The sequence below is a fragment of the Streptomyces sp. NPDC030893 genome, from assembly GCF_055571535.1.
This window is the reverse complement of the sequence record NZ_JBVIFC010000004.1, coordinates 285,631-305,916: the sequence shown is the minus strand read 5'-3', so window position 1 is coordinate 305,916 and position 20,286 is coordinate 285,631. Positions and strand designations below refer to the sequence as shown.

Genomic DNA, 20,286 nt, shown 5'->3' with positions numbered 1-20,286 from the left:
GCGCGTCCGTCAGCCGGCCAGGCTGAAGCGCTCGTGGTGGATCTGCCGCCGGGGGACGCCCAGTTCGCGCAGGGTGCGCAGGACGGCGGTGGTCATGCCGGGCGGGCCGCAGACGTAGACATCCCGGTCGGTGAGGTCGGGCACGAGGCGGGCCAGTTCGCCGGGGGCCAGCCGGTCCGGCACGGGCGGGCCGGTGATCAGGTGCAGTTCGGCGCCCTTGGCGAGGGCGAGTTCGCGCAGTTCGTCGTGGAGCACGGCGTCGGCCCGCGTGTTCACGCGGTGGAGGACGACGGCGTGGCCGTGCAGTTCCTCCAGCAGGGCGCGGATCGGGGTGACGCCGACGCCTCCGGCGATGAGCAGGGTGTCGGTGCGGGTGCGGTGCAGGGCGGTGAAGGCGCCGTAGGGGCCCTCGGCGAACACGCGGGTGCCCGGCCTCAGCCGGCGCAGGGCGGCGCTGCCGTCACCGGCCGCCTTCACGGTGAGGCGCAGGGTGCGGCCGTCGGGCGCGGCGGAGAGCGAGTACGGGTTGGCCTGCCACCAGCGGTCCCGGGTCAGGAACCGCCAGAGGAAGAACTGGCCGGCGCGGGCGGGCAGTCGGTGCAGTGCGCGGCCGGTGATGTGGACGGACACCACGGTGTCGCTCTCGGGGACGACGGCCGTGACCCGCAGCCGGTGGCGCAGGTTCCGCCACAGCGGCAGGACGAGCCGCCCGGCGCACACGGCGGCGAGGGCGGCTCCCCACAGGCCGTACCAGTAGACGGTGGCGGCGGTCGAGGCGGTGAAGGTGGTGCCGACGGCGACCTGGTGGGTGAAGGCCAGCACCACGGCGACGTAGGTGTAGAGGTGGATGAAGTGCCAGGTCTCGTAGGCGAGCCGGCGCCGGGCGCGGCGGGCGGAGACGGCGCCGGCGACGACGATCAGCGCCAGCGCGACCACGGCGCGCAGGACGCCCTCGACGGTTTCGGCGAGGTCGACGAGCTGGTTCACCGGGTCCATCGAGGACATCCCGGCGTAGCCGAAGGTGATGAAGACCGCGTGGGCGAGGAGGGTCCACAGCAGTCCGAAGCCGACCAGGCGGTGCCACAGGGTGAGCCGGTCCATGCCGATCCTGCGGTCCAGCCAGGGCAGCCGGGCCACCAGCAGCAGCTGGAACGCCATCAGCAGGCCTGCGTACAGGCCGGTGAGGCGGCCGAGCAGGACGAGGGCGTTGGAGCCGAACCCCGCCTGGACGAAGAGGACGGCCACCACCGCCGCGTTCGCGCCGAGCAGGCCGTACAGGCCGGTGCGCGCCACCGCCCCGGGGCGCCGCCTCGCGGCGGGTGGTGCGGAAGGCGATGCGACTGCTGTCACGCCGGAGTCTCCTTGATCGGGTCCTGGGACACCGAGCCTGGTCGCCGGCGCTGTCGATCCGCTGTCGGTCGACTTTCAGGTTTTTATCGATCGGGACGCGGATGCGCACCGCCCTCCGGCTCCGGGGGGCCGGTGCCGCAGTATGGGCGGGTGGACAAAGTACGACTCCTCGTCGTGGACGACGACCCGCCGATAGCCGACCTGGTGGCGACCGTCGCCCGGTACGAGGGCTGGGAGGCGGTCACCGCCAACTCCGGTGAGGAGGCGCTGCGCCGCGCCGCCGAGTTCCGCCCGGACATCGTGGTGCTGGACCTGATGCTGCCGGACGTCGACGGTTTCGGCGTCCTGGACCGGCTGCGGCGCTCGGGGACGATGGTGCCGGTGGTGTTCCTGACCGCGCGGGACGGGGTCGCCGACCGGGTGGCGGGACTCACCCGGGGCGGGGACGACTACCTGGTCAAGCCGTTCGCCGTGGAGGAGCTGATGGCGCGGCTGCGCACCGTGCTGCGGCGCAGCGCGGGGCCCGGTTACCAGCGGTCGGTGCTGCGGGTGGCGGACCTGACGATGGACGAGGACACCCGTGAGGTGCGGCGCGGGGAGCGGCTGCTGTCGCTGACGCCGACCGAGTACGAGGTGCTGCGCTATCTGATGCGCCGCTCGCCGACCGTGCTGACCAAGGCGCAGATCCTGGACCACGTGTGGGAGTACGGCTTCGGGGGCCGCTCCAACGTGGTGGAGCTGGTGGTCAGCCGGCTGCGGCGCAAGCTGGACGACACCGGTGAGCCGCTGATCCAGACCGTGCGGGGCTTCGGGTACGTGATACGGCAGGCCACCGAGTGACCGCGGGTCCGCGGCGGCTGCGCGACACCTACCGGCGGATGCGGCTGCGCACCCGGCTGACGCTGGGCCTCGGCGTGCTGTCGCTCGCGGTGTTCGCGGTCGTCGGCACCGCCCTCACCATGTACATGCACGACTATCTGGAGCGGCAGCTCGGCGACCAGCTGAAGCTGATCCAGACCGTGCAGGCGAAGGACGCGGCGGCGCACGGCACGGTGCGGCGGAAGCCGTACTACGGCTGGTACACGGCGGTGTACGACGTCTCCGGCGACGCGGTCACGCTGCGCAGGCCCTCCGACGTGCCGGGCGACACCCGGGCGATGGCCGACCTCGCGCGGGCGATGGCGCACTCCGACACCGAGCTGACGCGCACCGCGCGGATCGACGGGGAGGGCACGTACCGGCTGCGCGGCTGCGAGGTGGAACCGGGGGTGGTGCTGGTGAGCGCGGCTCCGGTGAAGGACGTCGAGCAGACCGTCGAGCAGCTGATCACGGTGCAGGTCGTGGTGTTCGCGCTGGCGCTGCTTGCGTTGGTGGTGTCCGGGCGGCGGATGCTGCGGCGCGGGCTGAAACCGCTGAGCGACATGGCGCACACCGCGCACGGCATCGCCTCGCACGACCTGAGCGAGTCGGCGTCCCGGCTGCCGCTGCGCGCGGACGGACGGGACGGCGGCCTGGAGGTGGCGGAGCTGCGCACCGCGTTCAACACGATGCTGGAGCACATCGACGACTCCCTCGCGGTCCGCGCGGAGGCCGAGCTGCGGCTGCGCCGCTTCGTCGCCGACGCCTCGCACGAACTGCGCACCCCGCTGATGTCGGTACGCGGTTACGCGGACCTGTTCCAGTACGCGGCCGCCAACGAGCCGGCCGAACGCGACCGCCATCTGGCCCGGCTGCGGGCGGAGGCCGCCCGGATGGGGGTGCTGCTCGACGATCTGCTGCTGCTCGCCCGGCTGGACGCGGCGGAGGTGGAGGCGCCGCTGCGGCCGGCGGACACCGACCTGGCGGAGCTGGTGGCAGGCCGCCGACGCCTTCCGGGCCGCCCATCCGGGGCATCCGCTGACGGTGACGGCCGGGGCGGGCCCATTGACGCTGCGGCTGGATCCGCAGCGCGTCCGGCAGGTGCTGGACAACCTGCTCACCAACGCCGCCGTGCACACCCCGGCCGGCACCCCGGTGTCGGTGGCGGTGTCCGTGGCCGGGGACACGGCGCTGGTGCGGGTGGCCGACGCGGGCCCCGGGGTCCCGGCGGAGGACCGGGAGCGGGTCTTCGACCGGTTCTACCGGGTCGACAAGGCCCGCAGCCGGGACCGGGGCGGCAGCGGACTGGGCCTCGCGGTCGCCCGGTCACTGGTACGGGCCCACGGCGGCACGATCGAACTGACCAGCGAGCCGGGCACCACGGTCTTCACCGTACGGCTGCCACGGCCCGGGGCGGGCCCCACGGGCCGGTGACACACCCGTACGCGCGCCCGGCACCGGCGCGTGCGCGTCGGCCACGTGCCGAACACCACGATCACCCCGGCCGCCCGCCCCAGGCTGCGGACGGCACCCATGGTTGCGTCGTGCGGGGTGCTGGGGTGTGCGCCTGGCGGGTGCGGCGGTGGTGGACGGGGCCGCCGGGCCGTGGGGCCGGCTCCCGGCCGGCCGCCGGTGGTGGGGCGGCCGGGAGGAGGGGTGGGTCAGGCTTCGGTGGCGGGGTGCAGGCGCAGCGAGATGCTGTTGATGCAGTAGCGCTGGTCCGTGGGGGTCGGGTAGCCCTCGCCCTCGAAGACGTGGCCGAGGTGGGAGCCGCAGCGGGCGCAGCGGACCTCGGTGCGCACCATGCCGTGGGAGCGGTCCTCGACCAGTTCCACGGCGTCGGTGTCCCTCGGGTCGTAGAAGGAGGGCCAGCCGCAGTGCGACTCGAACTTGGTGCCCGAGGTGAACAGCTCGGCGCCGCAGGCGCGGCAGGAGTAGACGCCCTCGGTCTTGGTGTCGGTGTACTCACCGGTGAAGGCCGGTTCCGTCCCCGCCTGGCGCAGCACCGCGTACTCGGACGGCGACAGTTCCGCGCGCCACTGCTCGTCCGGCTTCTCGACGTCGTACGGCATGAGCTTCCAGCCCCTTACTTCGACAGACGGTCCAGGATGCGCGGGCCGAGGTCGGTGACGTCGCCCGCTCCCATGGTGAGAACGAGATCACCGGGCTTCGCCATTCCCGCGACCACCTCGGGGATCTCCGCCTTGTCGTGGACGGCCGTCACGTCCGCGCCGGCCGCCCGGGCCGCCTCGGTGATCAGCTCGCTGGTGACGCCCGGGATCGGGTCCTCGCGGGCCGGGTAGATGTCCAGCACCACCGAGGCGTCCGCCAGGGACAGGGCCTGGCCCATCTCCTTGCCCAGCTCGCGGGTGCGGGAGAACAGGTGCGGCTGGAAGACGACGAGGATGCGGGCGTCGCCGGCGGCGGCGCGCATGGCCTCCAGGTCGGCGGTCATCTCGGTCGGGTGGTGGGCGTAGGAGTCGATGACCTGGACGCCCGCGGCCTCGCCCTTGAGCTGGAGGCGCCGCTTCACCCCGGTGTACGCGGCCAGCGCGGGCGCCAGCTCGGCGGGCGGGATGCCCAGCGCGGCGCCCGCGGCGAGCGCGGCGACCGCGTTGTGCGCGTAGTGCCGGCCGGGGACGGAGACGGTGAAGGTGAGGGGGACGCCGTCGAACTCGACGGTCACTTCGCTCCTCAGCCCCTGCGGGACGACCGACAGCACCCGCACGTCGGCGTCCTCCGCCTCGCCGTACGTCACCGTGCGCACCGAGCCGTCCAGCCGGCGGGTCAGCTCGCGGGCGCCCTCGTGGTCCGCGGAGATCACCAGCGTGCCGCCGGGCACGATCCGGCCGACGAACGTCCCGAAGGACTCGTGGATCTCCTCCATGGACGCGTAGTTGGCGTGGTGGTCCAGCTCCACGTTGAGGACGATCGCGACCTCGGGGGCGTACTTGTGGAAGCTGCGGTCCGATTCGTCGGCCTCGGCGACGAAGATCTCGCCCGTGCCGTGCAGCGCGTTGGAGCCGGGGGCGTCCAGGTCGCCGCCGATCGCGTACGACGGCTCCCTGCCCAGTTCGGTGAGGGAGACGGCCAGCATGGAGGTGGTGGTGGTCTTGCCGTGGGTGCCGGCCACCGCGATCGGGCGCAGGCCGTTCATCAGGGCGGCGAGGGCGTCGGAGCGGTGCACCACCGGGATGCCCAGCTCGGCCGCCCGGACCAGTTCGGGGTTGTCCTCGCGGATGGCGGAGGAGACGACGACACAGCTGGCGTCGTCGGCGAGGTGCCCGGCGGCGTGCCCGATGTGCACGGTGGCGCCGAAGCCGCGCAGGGCGTCGGCGGTCGGGGAGTCCTTGGCGTCGCTGCCGGCCACCCGCGCCCCGCGCTGGGCGAGGATCTTGGCGATGCCCGACATCCCGGCGCCGCCGATGCCGATGAAGTGCGGTCGGTCCATGGCGGTAGGAAGGCCGGGTGCCATGCGTGTTCTCCCAGTGGTGCGACGAGCGGGACGACGGTCTTCGCGCCCTCGCGGGAGAGCCGGGAGAGCGCCGCCCCAGCCTATGCCTTGCTGTGCGAGAAGAGTTTCAGCACCGGCACCCCCACCTTGTGCCGGGCCCGGGAGGCCCAGTCCCGGTGGAAGAACTCCTCCACGTAGTGCGGGTCGGTCAGCACGATCACCTCGTCCGCCCCGGTCTCCTCCACCATGGCCTTCAGCGCGTCCAGCGGGTGGTCCGCGATGAGCCGCCCGTCCGCCGTGTCGCCGGTGGCGCGCAGGGCCTGCAGGGACACGGCCAGGGCACGCTCCCCCATGCTCTGGGCTTCCTCGCCCTCGGGGGTCTCGTGCTCGCGGACGGCCTCGTCGAGCTCGCCGAGCGCGACGTCGTCGATGGCTCTCAGCAGCCGGTCGGCCTGCTCGCCGCGCGGCTGGAGCAGCACATGGAAGGAGACCGGCTCGTCACCGTGCAGGGTCGTGACGAACTCCACGTCCGCGGACGTCAGGGCCTTCTCGATCATCAGTACGCTTGTGAACACCGTGCGCCCCTTCTCCTCGGAGGACCGGCGGGCCCTCTCCGCTCCGGGGGCCGAGCGGGGCCCCGCGGAAACCATCCTGCCCCGTGTTCGCACGGGTACTGCCGGATTCAGTGTCGCCGTCGCCCCGGCGGGCGGCCGGGCCGGTTCCGCCGATCGCCGGACCGAGGGTCGCCGGCGGCCGCGTCCCCGGGCCTCACCGGTCGCTCCCGGGTGCCGGGAACGGTCGGCTCCGCCCGTACCGCGTGAACAGGAATCCGTCTTCTTCCAACATCGACTTCAGCGTGAAACGCCGCGGAAGTGTCACCGACGGTCCACCGGCGATGCGCTGAGCGTCACCCGCGGTGAGCATCGGGGAGACGGTCAGGCAGAGCTCGTCCAGCACCCCGGCCGCCACCGTCTGGCCCAGCAGCCGCGGTCCGCCCTCCGTCAGCAGCCGGGTGTGCCCGAGCTCCGCGAGCGCCCGCACCGCCCGCGCGGGGTCCACCGCGGCGCCCTCCCCGGCGACGACCACCCGCGCGCCCGCCTTCTCGGCGGCGGCGACCCGGTCCGGGGCGGCCCCGGCGCCGGTGAGGAGGAGCGTGGGCAGCAGGGGCGAGGTGAACAGCGGCAGCGAGAAGTCCAGGTCCAGGCTCGCCGTCACCACCGCGATCACAGCCGCCGGTCCCTGCCCTGCCGCCTCCCGGGCCGCGGCGAACTCGGCCCGCGCGCGTGCCGGACGGTAGCCCTCCTGCCGTACCGTCTGGGCGCCGACGACCACCACGTCGGCGAGGGCGCGCAGCACGCCGAAGATCCGCATGTCGGCGGGGCAGGAGATGGGCTGCGAGCGGCCGTCGTGCTGGGCGGCGCCGTCGAGGGTGGACACCATGTTGGCCCGCAGCCACGGCTCCCGGCCGCCGGGCCCCGGCTCGGGGTAGGCGTACGCGGCGGCCAGCTCGGCCAGGCTCCACTCACCGCCGTCCGCCCCGCCGGGAGCTGCTGTTTCGTCGGTCACGTCGGTCACGGGGAACAGGCGTCGCATGCCGAGCAGTCTTCCACGCCCCGTAGCATGGTGAACCGTGTCGTCCTCCTCCCCCGCCCCCCGTCCCGGTCCGATGGCCGACGTGGCTCCGCTGTCCCTGTGCGCCCGTGAGCCGCACGTCCCCGCGGACCGGCTCGTCGCCGAGATGGTGCCGCCGCCGCGGTTCGACTCGGTGCGCTTCGGCACCTACATACCCGACCCGAACCAGCCGAGCCAGACCGAGGCCGTACGCGTCCTGGAGGGCTTCGCGGCGGGTCTCGGCGGGGCGCCGGCCGGTGACCCGGGCCGGCGCAGGCTGTTCGGCTTCGGCAAGGCGCCGAAGAAGGCCCCGGCGGGCCCGCGCGGCGTCTACCTCGACGGCGGCTACGGCGTCGGCAAGACCCATCTGCTGGCCTCCCTGTGGCACGCCACCCCGGCGGAGCCCTCGCTCAAGGCGTTCGGCACCTTCGTGGAGCTGACCAATCTGGTCGGCGCCCTCGGCTTCCAGCAGACGGTGCGGACCCTCTCCGGGCACCGGCTGCTGTGCATCGACGAGTTCGAGCTGGACGACCCGGGCGACACCGTGCTCGTCTCCACCCTGCTGGGCAGGCTGGTCGAGGCCGGTGTCGCACTCGCCGCGACCTCGAACACACTGCCGGGCAAGCTCGGCGAGGGCCGGTTCGCGGCCGCCGACTTCCTGCGCGAGATCCAGGGCCTGTCGGCCCACTTCCGCGCCCTGCGCATCGACGGCGAGGACTACCGCCACCGCGGTCTGCCCGAGGCGCCGCCGCCGTACTCCGACGAGCTGGTGACCCGGACCGCGCACGCCACCGGGGGCGCCTCGCTGGACGCCTTCCCGGAGCTGCTGGACCACCTGGCGAAGGTGCACCCCAGCCGCTACGGCGCCCTCACCGACGGGCTGAGCGCGGTGTGCCTCACCGGGGTGCGCCCGGTGCCGGACCAGTCGACCGCGCTCCGCCTCGTCGTCCTGGCCGACCGGCTCTACGACCGTGAGGTGCCCGTCCTCGCCTCGGGGCTGCCGTTCGACCGGCTGTTCAGCGAGGACATGCTGAAGGGCGGCTACCGCAAGAAGTACTTCCGGGCGATCTCGCGGCTCACCGCACTGGCCCGCGACGCGAAACGCCTCGCCGACACCCCGTAGGGCGGGTCTGGGACGACCGGGCGAATCGGCGTCGATGAGCGGGGCCCGTCCCGGTGTGCCTGTCGGGCGAAGGCTTGCGGCTCCGCCGCGTGGCGCCAAGGGGATCCGGGGGCGAAGCCCCCGGGCCGGGGGACACATGCGACACGCGTGGTTCCCGGGACCCGCACCAGGTGATAGACACGGCTGGGTCACAGTTCCTGTCCGCCAGCAGGAAGGTTTCCCCCACCATGTCCACGACCGGGTCCCCCACCGACTCCGCCGCGTCACGCCGTCAGGTCCTCGCCCGTACCGGCGCCGCGGGCATCGGCATCGCCTTCTCCGGCGCCCTCTCCGAACTCTTCACCGGCACCGCCGCCGCCCAGGGCCTCGGCCACGAGGGCTACGGCCCCCTCGTCCCCGACCCCGACGGACTGCTCGACCTGCCCAGGGGCTTCCGCTACCGGGTCCTCTCCCGCGAGGGCGACCCACTGCGCTCCGGCGAGGGCCCGGTGCCCTCCAACCACGACGGCATGGCGGCGTTCGCCGGCCGCCACGGCCGTGTCCACCTGGTCCGCAACCACGAGAACCGCGCCACCGGCAGAGCCCCCGTCCCGGTGATCGACGGTCTGACCTACGACCCGGAGGGCAAGGGCGGCTGCACGGCGCTGACCCTGGACCACCGCGGCCGGGTGCTGTCGGAGCGGGTCGCGATCGCCGGTACGGCCGTCAACTGCGCGGGCGGCCCGACCCCTTGGGACACCTGGCTGACCTGCGAGGAGACCGAGGACAAGGCCGGCACCAACGGCTACACCAAGGACCACGGATACATCTTCGAGGTCGACGGCGCCGACCCGCACCGCACCGGTGCCGTCCCGCTGACCGCGATGGGCCGCTTCCAGCACGAGGCGGTCGCCGTCGATCCGAAGCGGGGCGTGGTCTACGAGACCGAGGACGCCTTCGAGCGGCCCTTCGGCCTGTTCTACCGCTTCCTGCCCAGGAGGCCCCTGGGCGGCACCGGTTCGCTGCGCGCGGGCGGCCGGCTCCAGGCGATGCGGGTGCCGGGAGTGCCCGACCTGTCCTCGATCCAGGAGACGGGCGCCCGCTTCGACGGCGTCGAGTGGGTCGACGTACCGGACCCGCTGGCCGTCGAAACACCCATCCGCCACCAGGACTTCGGCCCGAAGGGCATCACGCACGCGCAGAAGCTCGAGGGCTGCTACTGGGGCGGCCGCTCGGTGTACTTCGTCTCGTCCTTCGCCCGCAGCGCCGAGGGTTCGGCCGGTGACCACTACGGTCAGATCTGGCGGTACGACCCGGACCGGCGCCGGCTGACCCTGGTGATCGTCTTCGGCCCGGACACGGACGTCGAGCTGCCCGGCGAGTCACCGGACAACATCTGCCTCGCGCCCAGCGGCGGTCTGATGGTCTGCGAGGACGGTGGCGGCGCCCAGCACGTCTACGGTGTCACGCGGCACGGCGAGGTCTACGAGATGGCCCGCAACCGCCAGAACACGAACACCCCCGAGGAACCGGAGTTCGGCGAGTTCGCCGGGGTCGCCTTCTCCCCGGATGGCCGCACGATGTACGTCAACTGCTACGACCCGGGCACGACGTTCGCGGTGACGGGCCCCTGGCGCAGGTAGCCACGTCCGCGGGACGGAGGGCGGTGCGCCGTCCTCCGTCCCGGCTCCGCGGTCAGCCCGCCGCCAGCGCGGCGTCCATCTGGCCGACGGACTGGCTCAGCCCCTCCACCATGCCCATCTCGGCCAGCCGCTCCATCTGTTCGCGCGTGTCGAACACGGAGCGCAGTTCCATCCGCGTACCGCCCTCGTGCTCGGTGAGCGTCATCCGTACCGAGGTGGTCGGCATCTCGGGGTCGGGCTTGCCGTCCTGGTCGGAGAAGCCGTCGGTGAACTCCAGTGCGGTCGGCGGCGTGACCGAGGAGATCCGCCACCAGCCGCCGAACTTCTCGCCCTCCGGTCCGGTCATGTAGTACTTCACGCCGCCGCCGGGCGTCAGGTCGTGCTCCTCGAACGTCGCCGGGTAGCTCGGCGGGCCCCACCAGCGCTCCAGCTGCCGCGGGTCGGCCCACAGCCGCCACACCTGCTCCACCGGGGCGGTGAAGTCGGCGACGAGCGTGAGGGTGAGGTGGTCGACGTCCTTGTCCACGCTGGTGAGAGTCATCTGTCCGGTCCTTCCGTCGTGTCGTCCTCGTGGGCCGAGGCTCCGGGACGGGTGGTCCCGTCGGTCCCGCCGGCGTCCTCCGCCAGCAGACCGGACATCCGGTCCACCCGGGCCCGCCAGGCCGACTCCAGTTCGTCCAGGGCCCGCCGCGCCCGGCCCACCGCATCGGGATCGGTGCGCACGAGCTGCTCCCGTCCGCGTCGCTCCTTGGTGACCAGACCGGCCCGCTCCAGCACCGTGACGTGTTTCTGCACCGCGGCGAAGCTCATCGGGTACGCCGCGGCCAGACGTGACACGGACAGCTCACCCCGGACGCAGCGGCGCAGTATGTCGCGCCGCGTCGCGTCGGCCAGGGCCTGGAACAGCCGGTCCACGGTTTCTGCGGACTCGTCCGCCATCCCATGTACAACCATTTGGTTGTACGTTAATCCCGTCCCGCCCGTCCCGCAAGTGGAGGACCGCCACTGAACAGGACACACCGGGGTACTCGCCCCGGCATGACGGAGAAGCATGAGACCGGCGCCTCGTACTGGCTGGAGACCGCACCGGACGGGCGGCATCCCGCGCTGACCGACGACCTCGAGGTGGACGTCGCCGTGATCGGCGCGGGCATCGCCGGGCTGTGCACGGCACGGGAGCTGACCCGGGCGGGCCGGAGCGTCGCGGTGCTGGAGGCCGGGCGGATCGCGGCCGGCGTCACCGGGCACACCTCGGCCAAGGTCACCGCCCTGCACACGCTGATCTACGACAAGCTGCGCCGCACCCGCGGCAGCGAGGGCGCGCGGCTGTACGCCCGGTCGCAGTCCGAGGCGATCGAGCACGCGGCGGACGTCGTGGCGGAGCTGGGCATCGACTGCGAGTGGGAGCGCCGCAGCGCCTACACCTTCGTACGCGACGAGAGCGGGGTGGAGGAGCTGCGCGCCGAGGCGCGGGCCGCGCGGGAGGCGGGGCTGCCCGCCTCGTTCGTGACGGAGACCGGGCTGCCGTTCCCCGTGGCGGGCGCCGTCGAGGTGACGGGCCAGGTCCAGTTCCATCCGCGCAAGTACCTGCTGGCCCTCGCCCGGGACATCGTCGCGCACGGCGGACGCATCCACGAGGACACCACCGTGCTCGGCCTGGAGGAGGGGACGCCGTGCCGGCTGTCGACGTCGACGGGGGCCGTGGTGAGGGCCCGCGACGTCGTGGTCGCCACCCACTACCCGATCTTCGACCGGGCGCTGCTGTTCACCCGCCTGTCCCCGCGCCGCGAACTGGTCGTCGCCGGGCCGGTCCCGGCCGGCCTGGACCCGGACGGCATGTACATCACGCCCGAGGAGAACACCCGCTCGGTCCGCACCGCCCCCTACGGCGAGGACGGCACCCGGCGCCTGCTCGTGGTCACGGGCGAGCACTTCACGCCGGGCACGGGTGACACCCGGGCCGGCTTCGACCGGCTCTCCGCCTGGGCCCGCGGGCACTTCCCCGAGGTGGAGCTCACGTACTCCTGGGCGACCCAGGACAACGATCCCACCGACACCGTGCCGCTGGTCGGCCCGCTGCACCCGGGCGCGCGGCACACCTACGTGGCCACCGGCTTCGGCGGGTGGGGCCTGAGCGGCGGCATGATGGCGGGCCTGCTGCTCACCCGGCAGATCACCGGCGAGGAGTGCGAGTGGAGCGCGCTGTACGACCCGCGCCGCCTGGCCTCCGCCGTGCGCGAGGCGCCGTCCTTCCTCAAGCACCAGGCGCAGGTCGCGAAGCACTTCGTCGGTGACCGGCTGCGACCGTCCCCGCCGGTGGAGGCGCTGCCGCCGGGCGAGGGCGCCGTGGTGCGCGCCGACGGCGGGCGGCTGGCGGTGTACCGCGACGACGAGGGCAATCTGCACGCCCTCTCGGCGCGCTGCACCCACATGGGCTGCCTGGTCGACTTCAACGCCGCCGAGCGCGCCTGGGAGTGCCCCTGCCACGGCTCCCGCTTCGACACGGACGGCAAGGTCGTCCAGGGTCCGGCGACTCGGCCGCTGGAGCAGCGGGACATCTGAGGGGCGGGCGGGGGGCGGCCGGCCGGGTGACAGCCCGCCGCACCTCCGCTCAGGCAGCCGGGATCTCCACGAATCACCTCATACCGTCATGCGGTGATCACACTTTCACGTCGGGTGGCCGCCCTGTGTGTGCTGGCCACCGCGCTCACCGCCTGCGCCACCGCCCAGCCCACCGAGCCCGCCCGGCAGTCGCCCCGCCCCGCCCCCTCGGCCTCCCCCGCCGCTCCGCCGCCGCCCACCCTCGCCCCGGGGCCCGCGGGCCTGACCCCGGTCTTCGACCACGGTCCGCGCACCGGCGGCCGGACGGTCGCGCTCACCTTCGACGCCGACATGACCGCCGACCAGGGCCCGAGGGCCGCGGCGGGCGAGCGGTTCGACCACCCCGAGCTCATCACCGCCCTGCGCGCGCTGAAGGTGCCGGCCACGGTGTTCATGACCGGCCGCTGGGCCGAGGAGTACCCGGACCAGGCCCGCTCCATCGGCCGGGACCCGCTCTTCGAGGTCGCCAACCACTCCTACAGCCACTACGCCTTCACCGGCGACTGCTACGGCCTGCCCACCGTCTCCGCGGACCGGATGCGGGCGGACGTGGAACGGGCGTACGCGGTGTTCCGGAAGGTGGGCGTGCGGGATCCGATGCCGTACTTCCGCTTCCCCGGCGGCTGCTACGACCGCGGGGCGCTCAAGGCCCTGGTCCCGGCCGGCGTCACGGCGGTGCAGTGGGACGTGGTCGGCGGCGACGCGTTCGCCACCGACGCGGACGCGGTGGCCCGGCAGGTGCTGGACGGCGTGCGCCCGGGCTCGGTGGTCGTGCTGCACTGCACCCGCAGCGCGGCCCCGGCGACGGAACGGGCCGTACGGAGGATCGTCCCCGAGCTGCGCCGCCAGGGGTACCGCTTCGTGAAGGTCTCCGAACTGATCGCCGCCGGGGCGGACGGGGCCGGGCGTCCTACGCTGGAGTCATGAGCGACACCGACACCGACACCGACTACTGCCTGATCGACACGGCCAGGCCGCCCAAGGCCGACGGCCCGCCGTACGCGGAGTGCGTGCTGTGCCAGGAGCCCACGGAGTACCCGGAGTCGTACAAGGGCATCACGCTGTGCCCGGTCTGCGAGTGGCGCGAGGCGGAGCGCACCTCCTGCTCCGGCTGACGGCGCCGGCGCGCGGCTTGGCACACTGGGCTCCGTGAGCACCGACCGATCCTCCGCCGCCGACCGTCCCTTCCGCCCCGACCCGGCCGACCGCGACCGGGCGCCCCAGTTCGTGCTGCCCCTGGTGGTCCGCATCGAACGGGCGGCACCCCCGGCCCGTACGGACGCCCTGGAGACGGCGGCCCGCGCGGTCCTGGTGATGCTGTCCGACGAGCGCTCGGTGGGCGAGGGCGAGTGGGCGGGGGCGATGCGGGACTGGCAGGACGGCCGCATCCGCAAGGTGGTGCGCCGGGCACGCGGCGCGGAGTGGCGCCGCGCGGAGGCGCTCCCCGGCGTCACGGTCACCGGCACGTCCGCCGAGGTCCGCGTCTTCCCGCCGGTCCCGCTGGACGGCTGGCCCAAGGACCTGGCGCGCCTCCAGGTCTCCGGCACCGACCTCGACGACCCCGGCCCGCTGCCCCCGGCGGACCCCGCCGGCCCCGCCCTGTGGCTCAACCCCGGCCTCGACATGTCGGCCGGCAAGGCGATGGCCCAGGCGGGCCACGGCGCACAACTGGCCTGGCTGGCGCTCTCCCCCGAGGCCCGCGACATCTGGCGGGCCACGGGCTTCCCCCTCACCGTCCGCACCGCCGACCCGGCCCACTGGCCCGCCCTGACCGCCGGCGGCCTCCCCACGGTCCGCGACGCGGGCTTCACGGAGATCGCCCCGGGTTCGTGCACCGTGGTGGCGGACCATCCGGCGCTGCGCTGACCCGGTGCCGGGGCGGGACGCACGATCCGCTCGCCGCTCGTCGGCAGGAGCGGTGACGGCGAGGCCGTCCGGGAGGCGGCCCGGTCGGCCCGGGGCTCGGCGGGCGTGCGCGGACTGCCCCGGCCGCGGCGGGAGTTGACAGCCGCCTCGGCGTCTGGTGCGGCCGGCCCGTTCCCCCGGATGGACGCGCGACCGTGCGGTGGGGGTGGGGCGGCCGGAGGCTGGGCGCATGCCGAAAAGAAGACCTGCGACAGCCGCTGCCGCGCTGCTCTCCACCACCGTGCTGCTCTCCGTGTCCCTGGCCGCCTGCGGCCGGGCCGGCGAGAGCGGCACCGGCGGCGGGGGCGAGCCCGGCGGGAACGACCCGGGACGCATATGGGCCCAGTCCCTGAGCTGGAAGGACTGCCCCGCCCCGTCCCCCCTGCAAGGCGGCGGAGAGGCGCCCGCGCCGCTGCCCGACGGGACGCGGTGGCAGTGCGCCACCATGAAGTCCCCGCTCGACTGGGACAAGCCCGGCGGCGAGACCCTGGACGTCGCCCTGATCCGGGCCCGGTCCGCCGCGGAGGCCGGCGACCGGATCGGTTCGCTGCTGTTCAACTTCGGCGGCCCCGGTGAGTCCGGAGTCGCCACCCTGCCCGCTCTCGCCACCGACTACGAGCGACTCCGCGCCCGCTACGACCTGGTCTCCTTCGACCCGCGCGGGGTCGGCGCCAGCAACGGGGTCACGTGCCTGGACTCCGGAGCCATGGAGGAGATGGCCGAGCGGGACGACACCCCGGACGACGGCGACGACGAGGTGCGGGCCGTCCTGAAGAGCAGGCAGGAATACGCGGCGGCCTGCGCACGGGAGTCCGGCCGCATGCTCCCGCACGTGGGCACCGAGGACGCCGCCCGCGACATGGACCTGATGCGGCACCTCCTCGGCGACGACAAGCTGCACTACTTCGGTATCTCCTACGGCACCGAACTCGGCGGTGTGTACGCCCACTTGTTCCCCGAGCACGTCGGCCGTGCCGTCCTGGACGGGGTCGTGGACCCCACGCTCGACCCGTTGGAGGAGGCGCTGGCACAGGCCGGCGGGTTCCAGCTCGCCTTCGACCACTTCGCCGAGTGGTGCGTGCGGACGGGGTGTTCGCTGGGCGACAGCGCCGACGAGGTGGCGGCGGTCGTCATGGAGCTGGAGGCGGCGCTGGACGACGATCCGCTGCCCCTCGGCGGGGACAGGGTGCTCACCGGCTCGCTCCTCCTCGACGCGGTCGTCCAGGCGCTCTACCTGGAGACCGCCTGGCCCGCCCTCGAGGTCGGCCTGGAACTCCTCACCGGGGACGAGGGCGAGACCATGCTGAACCTCGCCGACGCCCTGGGCGACCGCCACGCCGGGGTCTACAGCGACCAGCAGGACGCCCAGGCCGCGATCACCTGCGCGGACCGCAGCGACCGCTACACCGTGGACGAACTGCTGGCGGCGGCCCCCGAGTTCGAGAAGGCCTCACCGCTCTTCGGCGACACCATGCTGTGGGGCGCGCTGCAGTGCACCGACTGGCCGGTGCCCGGCAGGTCCGAGCACCCCGACGTCCGGGCCCCCGGCGCCGCGCCCGTCCTGCTCGTCGGCAACACCGGCGACCCCGCCACCCCGTACCAGGGGGCCGCGCGGATGGCCGAGCAGCTCGGCGAGGGCGTCGGCGTGGAACTCACCTACGAGGGCGAGGGCCACGGCGCGTACAACTCCGGCAACGCCTGCGTCCGGAGCAGGGTCGAGGCGTACCTCCTCGACGGTGAACTCCCCGCCCCGGGAAGCGTGTGCGCGCACGAGCCGCCCCAGGGCAAGCAGTAGCGCCGCGCTTCTCCCCCGCCGATCGGCACACCCCTTGCCGCGCCCGCGACGCGCGGTGTACCAATGAGGGCGCGGAACTTGAACGTTGTTCAGGTTCCGTGTCCTCAGGGGGGCCGATCGAGCCGGAGGAGCAGCGGATGTCCGCGGAACGTCGTCCCATGAGCAGCAGCCGTCGTACCGTCCTGCGGGCGGGCGCCCTGACCGGTCTGGGGCTGGCCGGGGCGCAGTTGGCGGCCCCCGGTCCGGCCGGCGCCGCCCCCTCCGGTGAGGGCGGCTTTCTCGTCGGGCGCGGTCTCGCCGACGCCACCGGTGAGGTCGCCGAGGTCGGGATGATGGGCTACGGCCGGTTCGACCAGCAGGCCGCGGGGCTGCACACGCGGCTGCGGGCGCGGGCGTTCGTCGTGGTGGACCGGGCGAGCGGCCGGCGGGTCATGCTGATCGTCGCCGACTCACCGATGATCTTCGAGAGCGTGCACCAGGCGGTGCTGCGCCGGCTGGCCGAGGCGTACGGCGATCTCTACACCGTGCGGAACGTGCTCATCACCGCCACCCACACCCATGCCGGCCCCGGCGGCTACTCGCATCACCTGCTGTACAACACGACGACGTTCGGCTTCCACCGCAAGACCTTCGAGGCGGTGGCGGACGGCCTGTTCGAGGCCGGGCAGCGGGCCCACGACGACCTCGCCCCGTCCGAACTCGTGCTCACCCACGGCACGTTGACCGGCGCGAGCGTCAACCGCTCCCGTGCCGCCTTCGACCGCAACCCGAAGGCGGACCGCGACCACTTCCCCGACGCCGTCGACACGCACACCACCCTGCTCCGGGTGGAGCGGGCCGGCCGGGCGGTCGGGGCCGTCAACTGGTTCCCGGTGCACAGCACCAGCATGTCCGGGGACAACCGGCTGATCAGCGCGGACAACAAGGGCTACGCCGCCTACCACTGGGAGCGCGAGGTCAGTGGCGTCGACTATCTCGCCGACGGCTCCCCGGCGTTCGTCTCCGCCTTCGCCCAGACCAACAGCGGCGACATGTCGCCGAACCTGGATCTCCGACCGCCCACGACGCCCGAGGACTTCGCGCGCACCCGCGCGAGCGGGCTCCGGCAGTACGAGGCCGCCGCGGCCCAGTTGGGGCGGCCCGGCGTGAGGCTGTCCGGTCCGGTCGACTCCCGGCTGGTGTACGTCGACCTCTCCGACGTCACCGTACGCCCCGAGTTCACCGGCGACGGACGCACCCACCGCACGTCCGCGCCGTGCGTCGGCGCCTCCATGGCGGCGGGCAGCATGGAGGACGGGCCGGCCTTCCCCGGCTTCGAGGAGGGCGAGAACCCCTTCTGGGACGCGATCTCCGACTCCGTCGTCTACACGGTCTCGCCGGAGCTGAGGCAGGCGCAGGCACCCAAGGACGTCTTCGTGCCCCTCGGGGAGATGAACCGTGTGTACCCGTGGGTGCAGGAGCGGGTCCCGGTGATGCTGGTCCGCATCGGCCGCCTCCACCTGATCGGCATCCCGGGCGAGGTCACCGTCTGCGCGGGACTGCGGCTGCGGCGCACGGTCGCGGAGATCACGGGCGCGGACCTCGAGGACGTACTGGTCGCCGGGTACGCGAACGCCTACTTCCACTACGTCACCACCCCCGAGGAGTACGACGCGCAGCAGTACGAGGGCGGCAGCACCCTCTTCGGCCGCTGGCAGCTCCCGGCGCTCCAGCAGACGGCCGCCGAACTGGCCACCGCCCTGCGCGACGGAACGGAGCCGCCGCTGGGCCCGGAGGCGCCGGACCTGTCCGGCAGGGCGCTCTCCCTTCAGCCGGGCGTGGTGCTGGACGCGCCGCCGCTGCTGCGGAAGTTCGGGGACGTCCTGGTGCCGCCGCGGGAGACCTACCGGGCCGGCGAACGGGCCGAGACCGTGTTCGCGGGCGCCCACCCGGGCAACGACCTGCACCGGGGCGGCACCTACCTGGAGATCCAGCGCCGGGAGCCCGGCGGGACCTGGCGCACCGTCGCCGACGACGGCGACTGGCCGACCCGCTTCCACTGGAAACGCGACGGGATCGCCGCCTCCAAGGTCACCGTCACCTGGGACATCCCCCAGGGCACGGCCCCGGGCACCTACCGCATCGTCCACCACGGCGACGCGAGGAGCCTCGCCGGCACCGTCACCGCGTTCACGGGCACGTCACCGGCCTTCGTGGTGCGCTGACCCGCGCGCCCCGTGGCGGCGGGGCTCAGCCCTGCGGCTCCTGCGGCTTGGCGTCGACCTCCCGCAGCTTCCGGTCGCTGAGCCCGGTGCGCGCCTCCGTGCGGTGACCACGGGCGACGTAGTCCCGCACCACCGCCTCGATCGCGTCCTGCGGCGAGCCGATCCCCGCGAGGACCATCACTTCCACCACGAGTTCGGCGTCCAGACCGATGTTGACCTTCGCCACGCTGCCCCCTCTTCACGACCCGCCCGTACTCTACGGGCCGCGAAGCTCAAATGTTCCTCTGAAGGCCACGGTCGCGGGGTTCGGGGGCGGATGGCGGGGTCATATCCCCGTCACGTCCGGGAGCGGGCGTTCGGGGGCCGGGTGGGATCACCGGGTGGAGGAGGGAGCGGGGATGGGCGTGAGGCTGGGCAGCGGCATCGGGTGGCGGCCGGAGATCGCGGACGCGGTGGAGCGCATGCCGGGGATCGACTGGGTCGAGGTGGTCGCCGAGAACGTCTGCCCCGGGCATCTGCCCGAGTCGCTGCTGCGGCTGCGGGAGCGCGGGGTGACCGTGGTGCCGCACGGGGTCTCGCTGGGGCTCGGGGGTGCCGAACCGCCGGACGAGGGACGGCTGGCCGCGCTCGCCGAGCGGGCCGGCGCGCTCCGGTCGCCGCTCGTCACCGAGCACATCGCGTTCGTGCGGGCCGGCGGGGCACTGACCGCGTCCCCGCGGATCGAGGCCGGGCATCTGCTGCCCGTACCGCGCACCCGTGACGCCCTGGACGTGCTCTGCGAGAACATCCGGATCGCCCAGGACGCGCTGCCCGTACCGCTCGCCGTGGAGAACATCGCCGCGCTGATCTCGTGGCCCGGCGAGGAGATGACCGAGGGGCAGTTCCTGTACGAGCTGGCCGACCGCACCGGCGTCCGGCTGCTCGTCGACGTCGCCAATCTGCACACCAACCACGTCAACCGGGGCGAGGACCCGGCGCGGGCGCTCGCCGAACTGCCCCTGGAGGCCCTCGCGTACGTCCATGTCGCGGGCGGGTTCGAGCGGGACGGCGTGTGGCACGACAGTCACGCGCACCCCGTGCCGCAGCCGGTGCTGGACGTGCTCACCGATCTCGCGTCCCGGGTGTCCCCTCCCGGTGTCCTGCTGGAGCGGGACGAGAACTTCCCGGAAGCGGCGGAGATGGAGCGGGAGCTGGCCGCGATCCGGCACGCGGTCGAGAAGGGTGCGGAGAACCGGCACGCGAGCCCGGCCGCGGTGGCGGGCGCCCGGCCCGCGTCCCCGCGGGGTTCCGTCGACGCCGCGCGGCAGCGGCTCGCCCTCGCGCAGACCGCCGTGCTGTCCGCGCTGGTCGCCGGGACGCCCGTGCCCGAGGGCTTCGACCGGGTGCGGATGGGCGTGCAGGCGCGGGCGCTCGCCGCCAAGCGGGCCGACGTGGTCGCCAAGGTCGCGCCCGAACTGCCGGTGATCCTCGGCGACGGATACCGGCCCGCCTTCCTGGCGTACGCGCAGACGCAGCCGATGACCGGCGGCTACCGGCAGGACGCGATGGACTTCGTCGAGGAACTGCTCCTCGCCCGGCGGCCGGAGGACGGGCGGCTGCGGGGCGAGCTGCGGGAGTGGTGGCTGGAGCGGTCGGGGCCCGGGCCCCGGTCGAGCAGGCCGGGTGTGCGGCTGGTGCGGGCCACGCGACGGGTGTTGCTGCGGCGCTGAGCCCCGCCCGGCCGCGCGCACCCGAGCGGAACGTCACATACCGGCAACACTGCG

18 protein-coding genes and 1 pseudogene are annotated in these 20,286 nt (G+C 73.8%); 11 read left to right on the top strand and 8 right to left on the bottom strand.

All coding sequences use genetic code 11. From position 1 onward, the window contains the following. Positions 1–9: 9 nt before the first annotated feature. The gene (locus ACZ434_RS11155) at positions 10–1,350 is read right to left on the bottom strand and encodes a ferredoxin reductase family protein (RefSeq protein ID WP_468454149.1); all 1,341 of its coding nucleotides are present in this window, start codon (positions 1,348–1,350) and stop codon (positions 10–12) included. Positions 1,351–1,500: 150 nt separating this feature from the next. Here ACZ434_RS11155 and ACZ434_RS11150 point away from each other — a divergent pair, with 150 nt between their 5' ends. Then, complete coding sequence (locus tag ACZ434_RS11150; protein ID WP_468454147.1) at positions 1,501–2,190, top strand: response regulator transcription factor; 690 nt, start codon at positions 1,501–1,503, stop codon at positions 2,188–2,190. A 38-nt stretch (positions 2,191–2,228) separates the two neighbouring features. Continuing rightward, positions 2,229–3,642, top strand: a pseudogene (locus tag ACZ434_RS11145) (sensor histidine kinase). 227 nt (positions 3,643–3,869) lie between these two features. Here ACZ434_RS11145 and msrB read toward each other — a convergent pair. The 4 genes from msrB to ACZ434_RS11125 all read right to left on the bottom strand — a co-directional run bounded on the left by msrB (position 3,870) and on the right by ACZ434_RS11125 (position 7,255). Continuing rightward, entirely contained in the window at positions 3,870–4,280 is a 411-nt protein-coding gene (gene msrB / locus ACZ434_RS11140; RefSeq protein ID WP_468454145.1) for a peptide-methionine (R)-S-oxide reductase MsrB, read from the bottom strand. Positions 4,281–4,294: 14 nt separating this feature from the next. Beyond that, positions 4,295–5,683, bottom strand: coding sequence for a UDP-N-acetylmuramate--L-alanine ligase (gene murC, locus ACZ434_RS11135; RefSeq protein ID WP_468454143.1), 1,389 nt, complete (start codon positions 5,681–5,683; stop codon positions 4,295–4,297). Between the two features lie 80 nt (positions 5,684–5,763). Beyond that, the gene (locus ACZ434_RS11130) at positions 5,764–6,237 is read right to left on the bottom strand and encodes an indole-3-glycerol phosphate synthase (RefSeq protein ID WP_468454141.1); all 474 of its coding nucleotides are present in this window, start codon (positions 6,235–6,237) and stop codon (positions 5,764–5,766) included. 193 nt (positions 6,238–6,430) lie between these two features. Then, the gene (locus ACZ434_RS11125) at positions 6,431–7,255 is read right to left on the bottom strand and encodes a pyrimidine reductase family protein (RefSeq protein ID WP_468454139.1); all 825 of its coding nucleotides are present in this window, start codon (positions 7,253–7,255) and stop codon (positions 6,431–6,433) included. A gap of 73 nt (positions 7,256–7,328) precedes the next feature. Here ACZ434_RS11125 and zapE point away from each other — a divergent pair, with 73 nt between their 5' ends. Together zapE and ACZ434_RS11115 are read left to right on the top strand one after the other, a co-directional pair. Next, on the top strand, positions 7,329–8,396 hold the full coding sequence (zapE, locus tag ACZ434_RS11120) for a cell division protein ZapE (protein WP_468454527.1): 1,068 nt from the start codon (positions 7,329–7,331) through the stop codon (positions 8,394–8,396). A 227-nt stretch (positions 8,397–8,623) separates the two neighbouring features. Beyond that, a complete protein-coding gene (locus tag ACZ434_RS11115; protein WP_468454137.1) occupies positions 8,624–10,018 on the top strand; it encodes an alkaline phosphatase PhoX in 1,395 nt (464 codons plus the stop codon). A 52-nt stretch (positions 10,019–10,070) separates the two neighbouring features. Here ACZ434_RS11115 and ACZ434_RS11110 read toward each other — a convergent pair whose 3' ends face one another. Further along, positions 10,071–10,559 carry an SRPBCC family protein gene (locus ACZ434_RS11110; protein WP_468454135.1) on the bottom strand — a complete coding sequence of 163 codons (489 nt, stop codon included), beginning with the start codon at positions 10,557–10,559 and terminating at the stop codon, positions 10,071–10,073. Beyond that, a complete protein-coding gene (locus tag ACZ434_RS11105) occupies positions 10,556–10,972 on the bottom strand; it encodes an ArsR/SmtB family transcription factor (protein WP_468454133.1) in 417 nt (138 codons plus the stop codon). Before ACZ434_RS11105 ends, ACZ434_RS11110 begins: the two co-directional genes overlap by 4 nt. An 84-nt stretch (positions 10,973–11,056) precedes the next feature. On the opposite strand from ACZ434_RS11105, the gene ACZ434_RS11100 reads away from it, so the two are divergent. The 6 genes from ACZ434_RS11100 (at position 11,057) to ACZ434_RS11075 (ending at position 18,523) form a co-directional block, all read left to right on the top strand. Further along, positions 11,057–12,580 carry an FAD-dependent oxidoreductase gene (locus ACZ434_RS11100; RefSeq protein WP_468454131.1) on the top strand — a complete coding sequence of 508 codons (1,524 nt, stop codon included), beginning with the start codon at positions 11,057–11,059 and terminating at the stop codon, positions 12,578–12,580. Positions 12,581–12,673: 93 nt separating this feature from the next. Next, complete coding sequence (locus ACZ434_RS11095; protein ID WP_468454129.1) at positions 12,674–13,546, top strand: polysaccharide deacetylase family protein; 873 nt, start codon at positions 12,674–12,676, stop codon at positions 13,544–13,546. After that, a complete protein-coding gene (locus ACZ434_RS11090; RefSeq protein WP_468454127.1) occupies positions 13,543–13,734 on the top strand; it encodes a hypothetical protein in 192 nt (63 codons plus the stop codon). The genes ACZ434_RS11095 and ACZ434_RS11090 overlap by 4 nt, the downstream gene beginning before the upstream one ends. Positions 13,735–13,768: 34 nt before the next feature. After that, positions 13,769–14,485 (top strand): peptidyl-tRNA hydrolase, encoded by a 717-nt coding sequence (locus ACZ434_RS11085; RefSeq protein WP_468454124.1) that lies wholly within the window; start codon positions 13,769–13,771, stop codon positions 14,483–14,485. Between the two features lie 229 nt (positions 14,486–14,714). Further along, positions 14,715–16,319: an alpha/beta hydrolase gene (locus ACZ434_RS11080; RefSeq protein ID WP_468454122.1), complete on the top strand. Its 1,605-nt coding sequence runs from the start codon at positions 14,715–14,717 to the stop codon at positions 16,317–16,319. 137 nt (positions 16,320–16,456) lie between these two features. Then, entirely contained in the window at positions 16,457–18,523 is a 2,067-nt protein-coding gene (locus ACZ434_RS11075) for a neutral/alkaline non-lysosomal ceramidase N-terminal domain-containing protein (RefSeq protein ID WP_468454120.1), read from the top strand. 25 nt (positions 18,524–18,548) lie between these two features. Here ACZ434_RS11075 and ACZ434_RS11070 read toward each other — a convergent pair whose 3' ends face one another. Continuing rightward, positions 18,549–18,749 carry a DUF2191 domain-containing protein gene (locus ACZ434_RS11070; RefSeq protein ID WP_468454118.1) on the bottom strand — a complete coding sequence of 67 codons (201 nt, stop codon included), beginning with the start codon at positions 18,747–18,749 and terminating at the stop codon, positions 18,549–18,551. A gap of 172 nt (positions 18,750–18,921) precedes the next feature. Between ACZ434_RS11070 and ACZ434_RS11065 the strand changes: the two genes are divergently transcribed. Further along, entirely contained in the window at positions 18,922–20,232 is a 1,311-nt protein-coding gene (locus ACZ434_RS11065; protein WP_468454116.1) for an MbnB/TglH/ChrH family RiPP precursor modification enzyme, read from the top strand. Positions 20,233–20,286 lie beyond the last annotated feature (54 nt).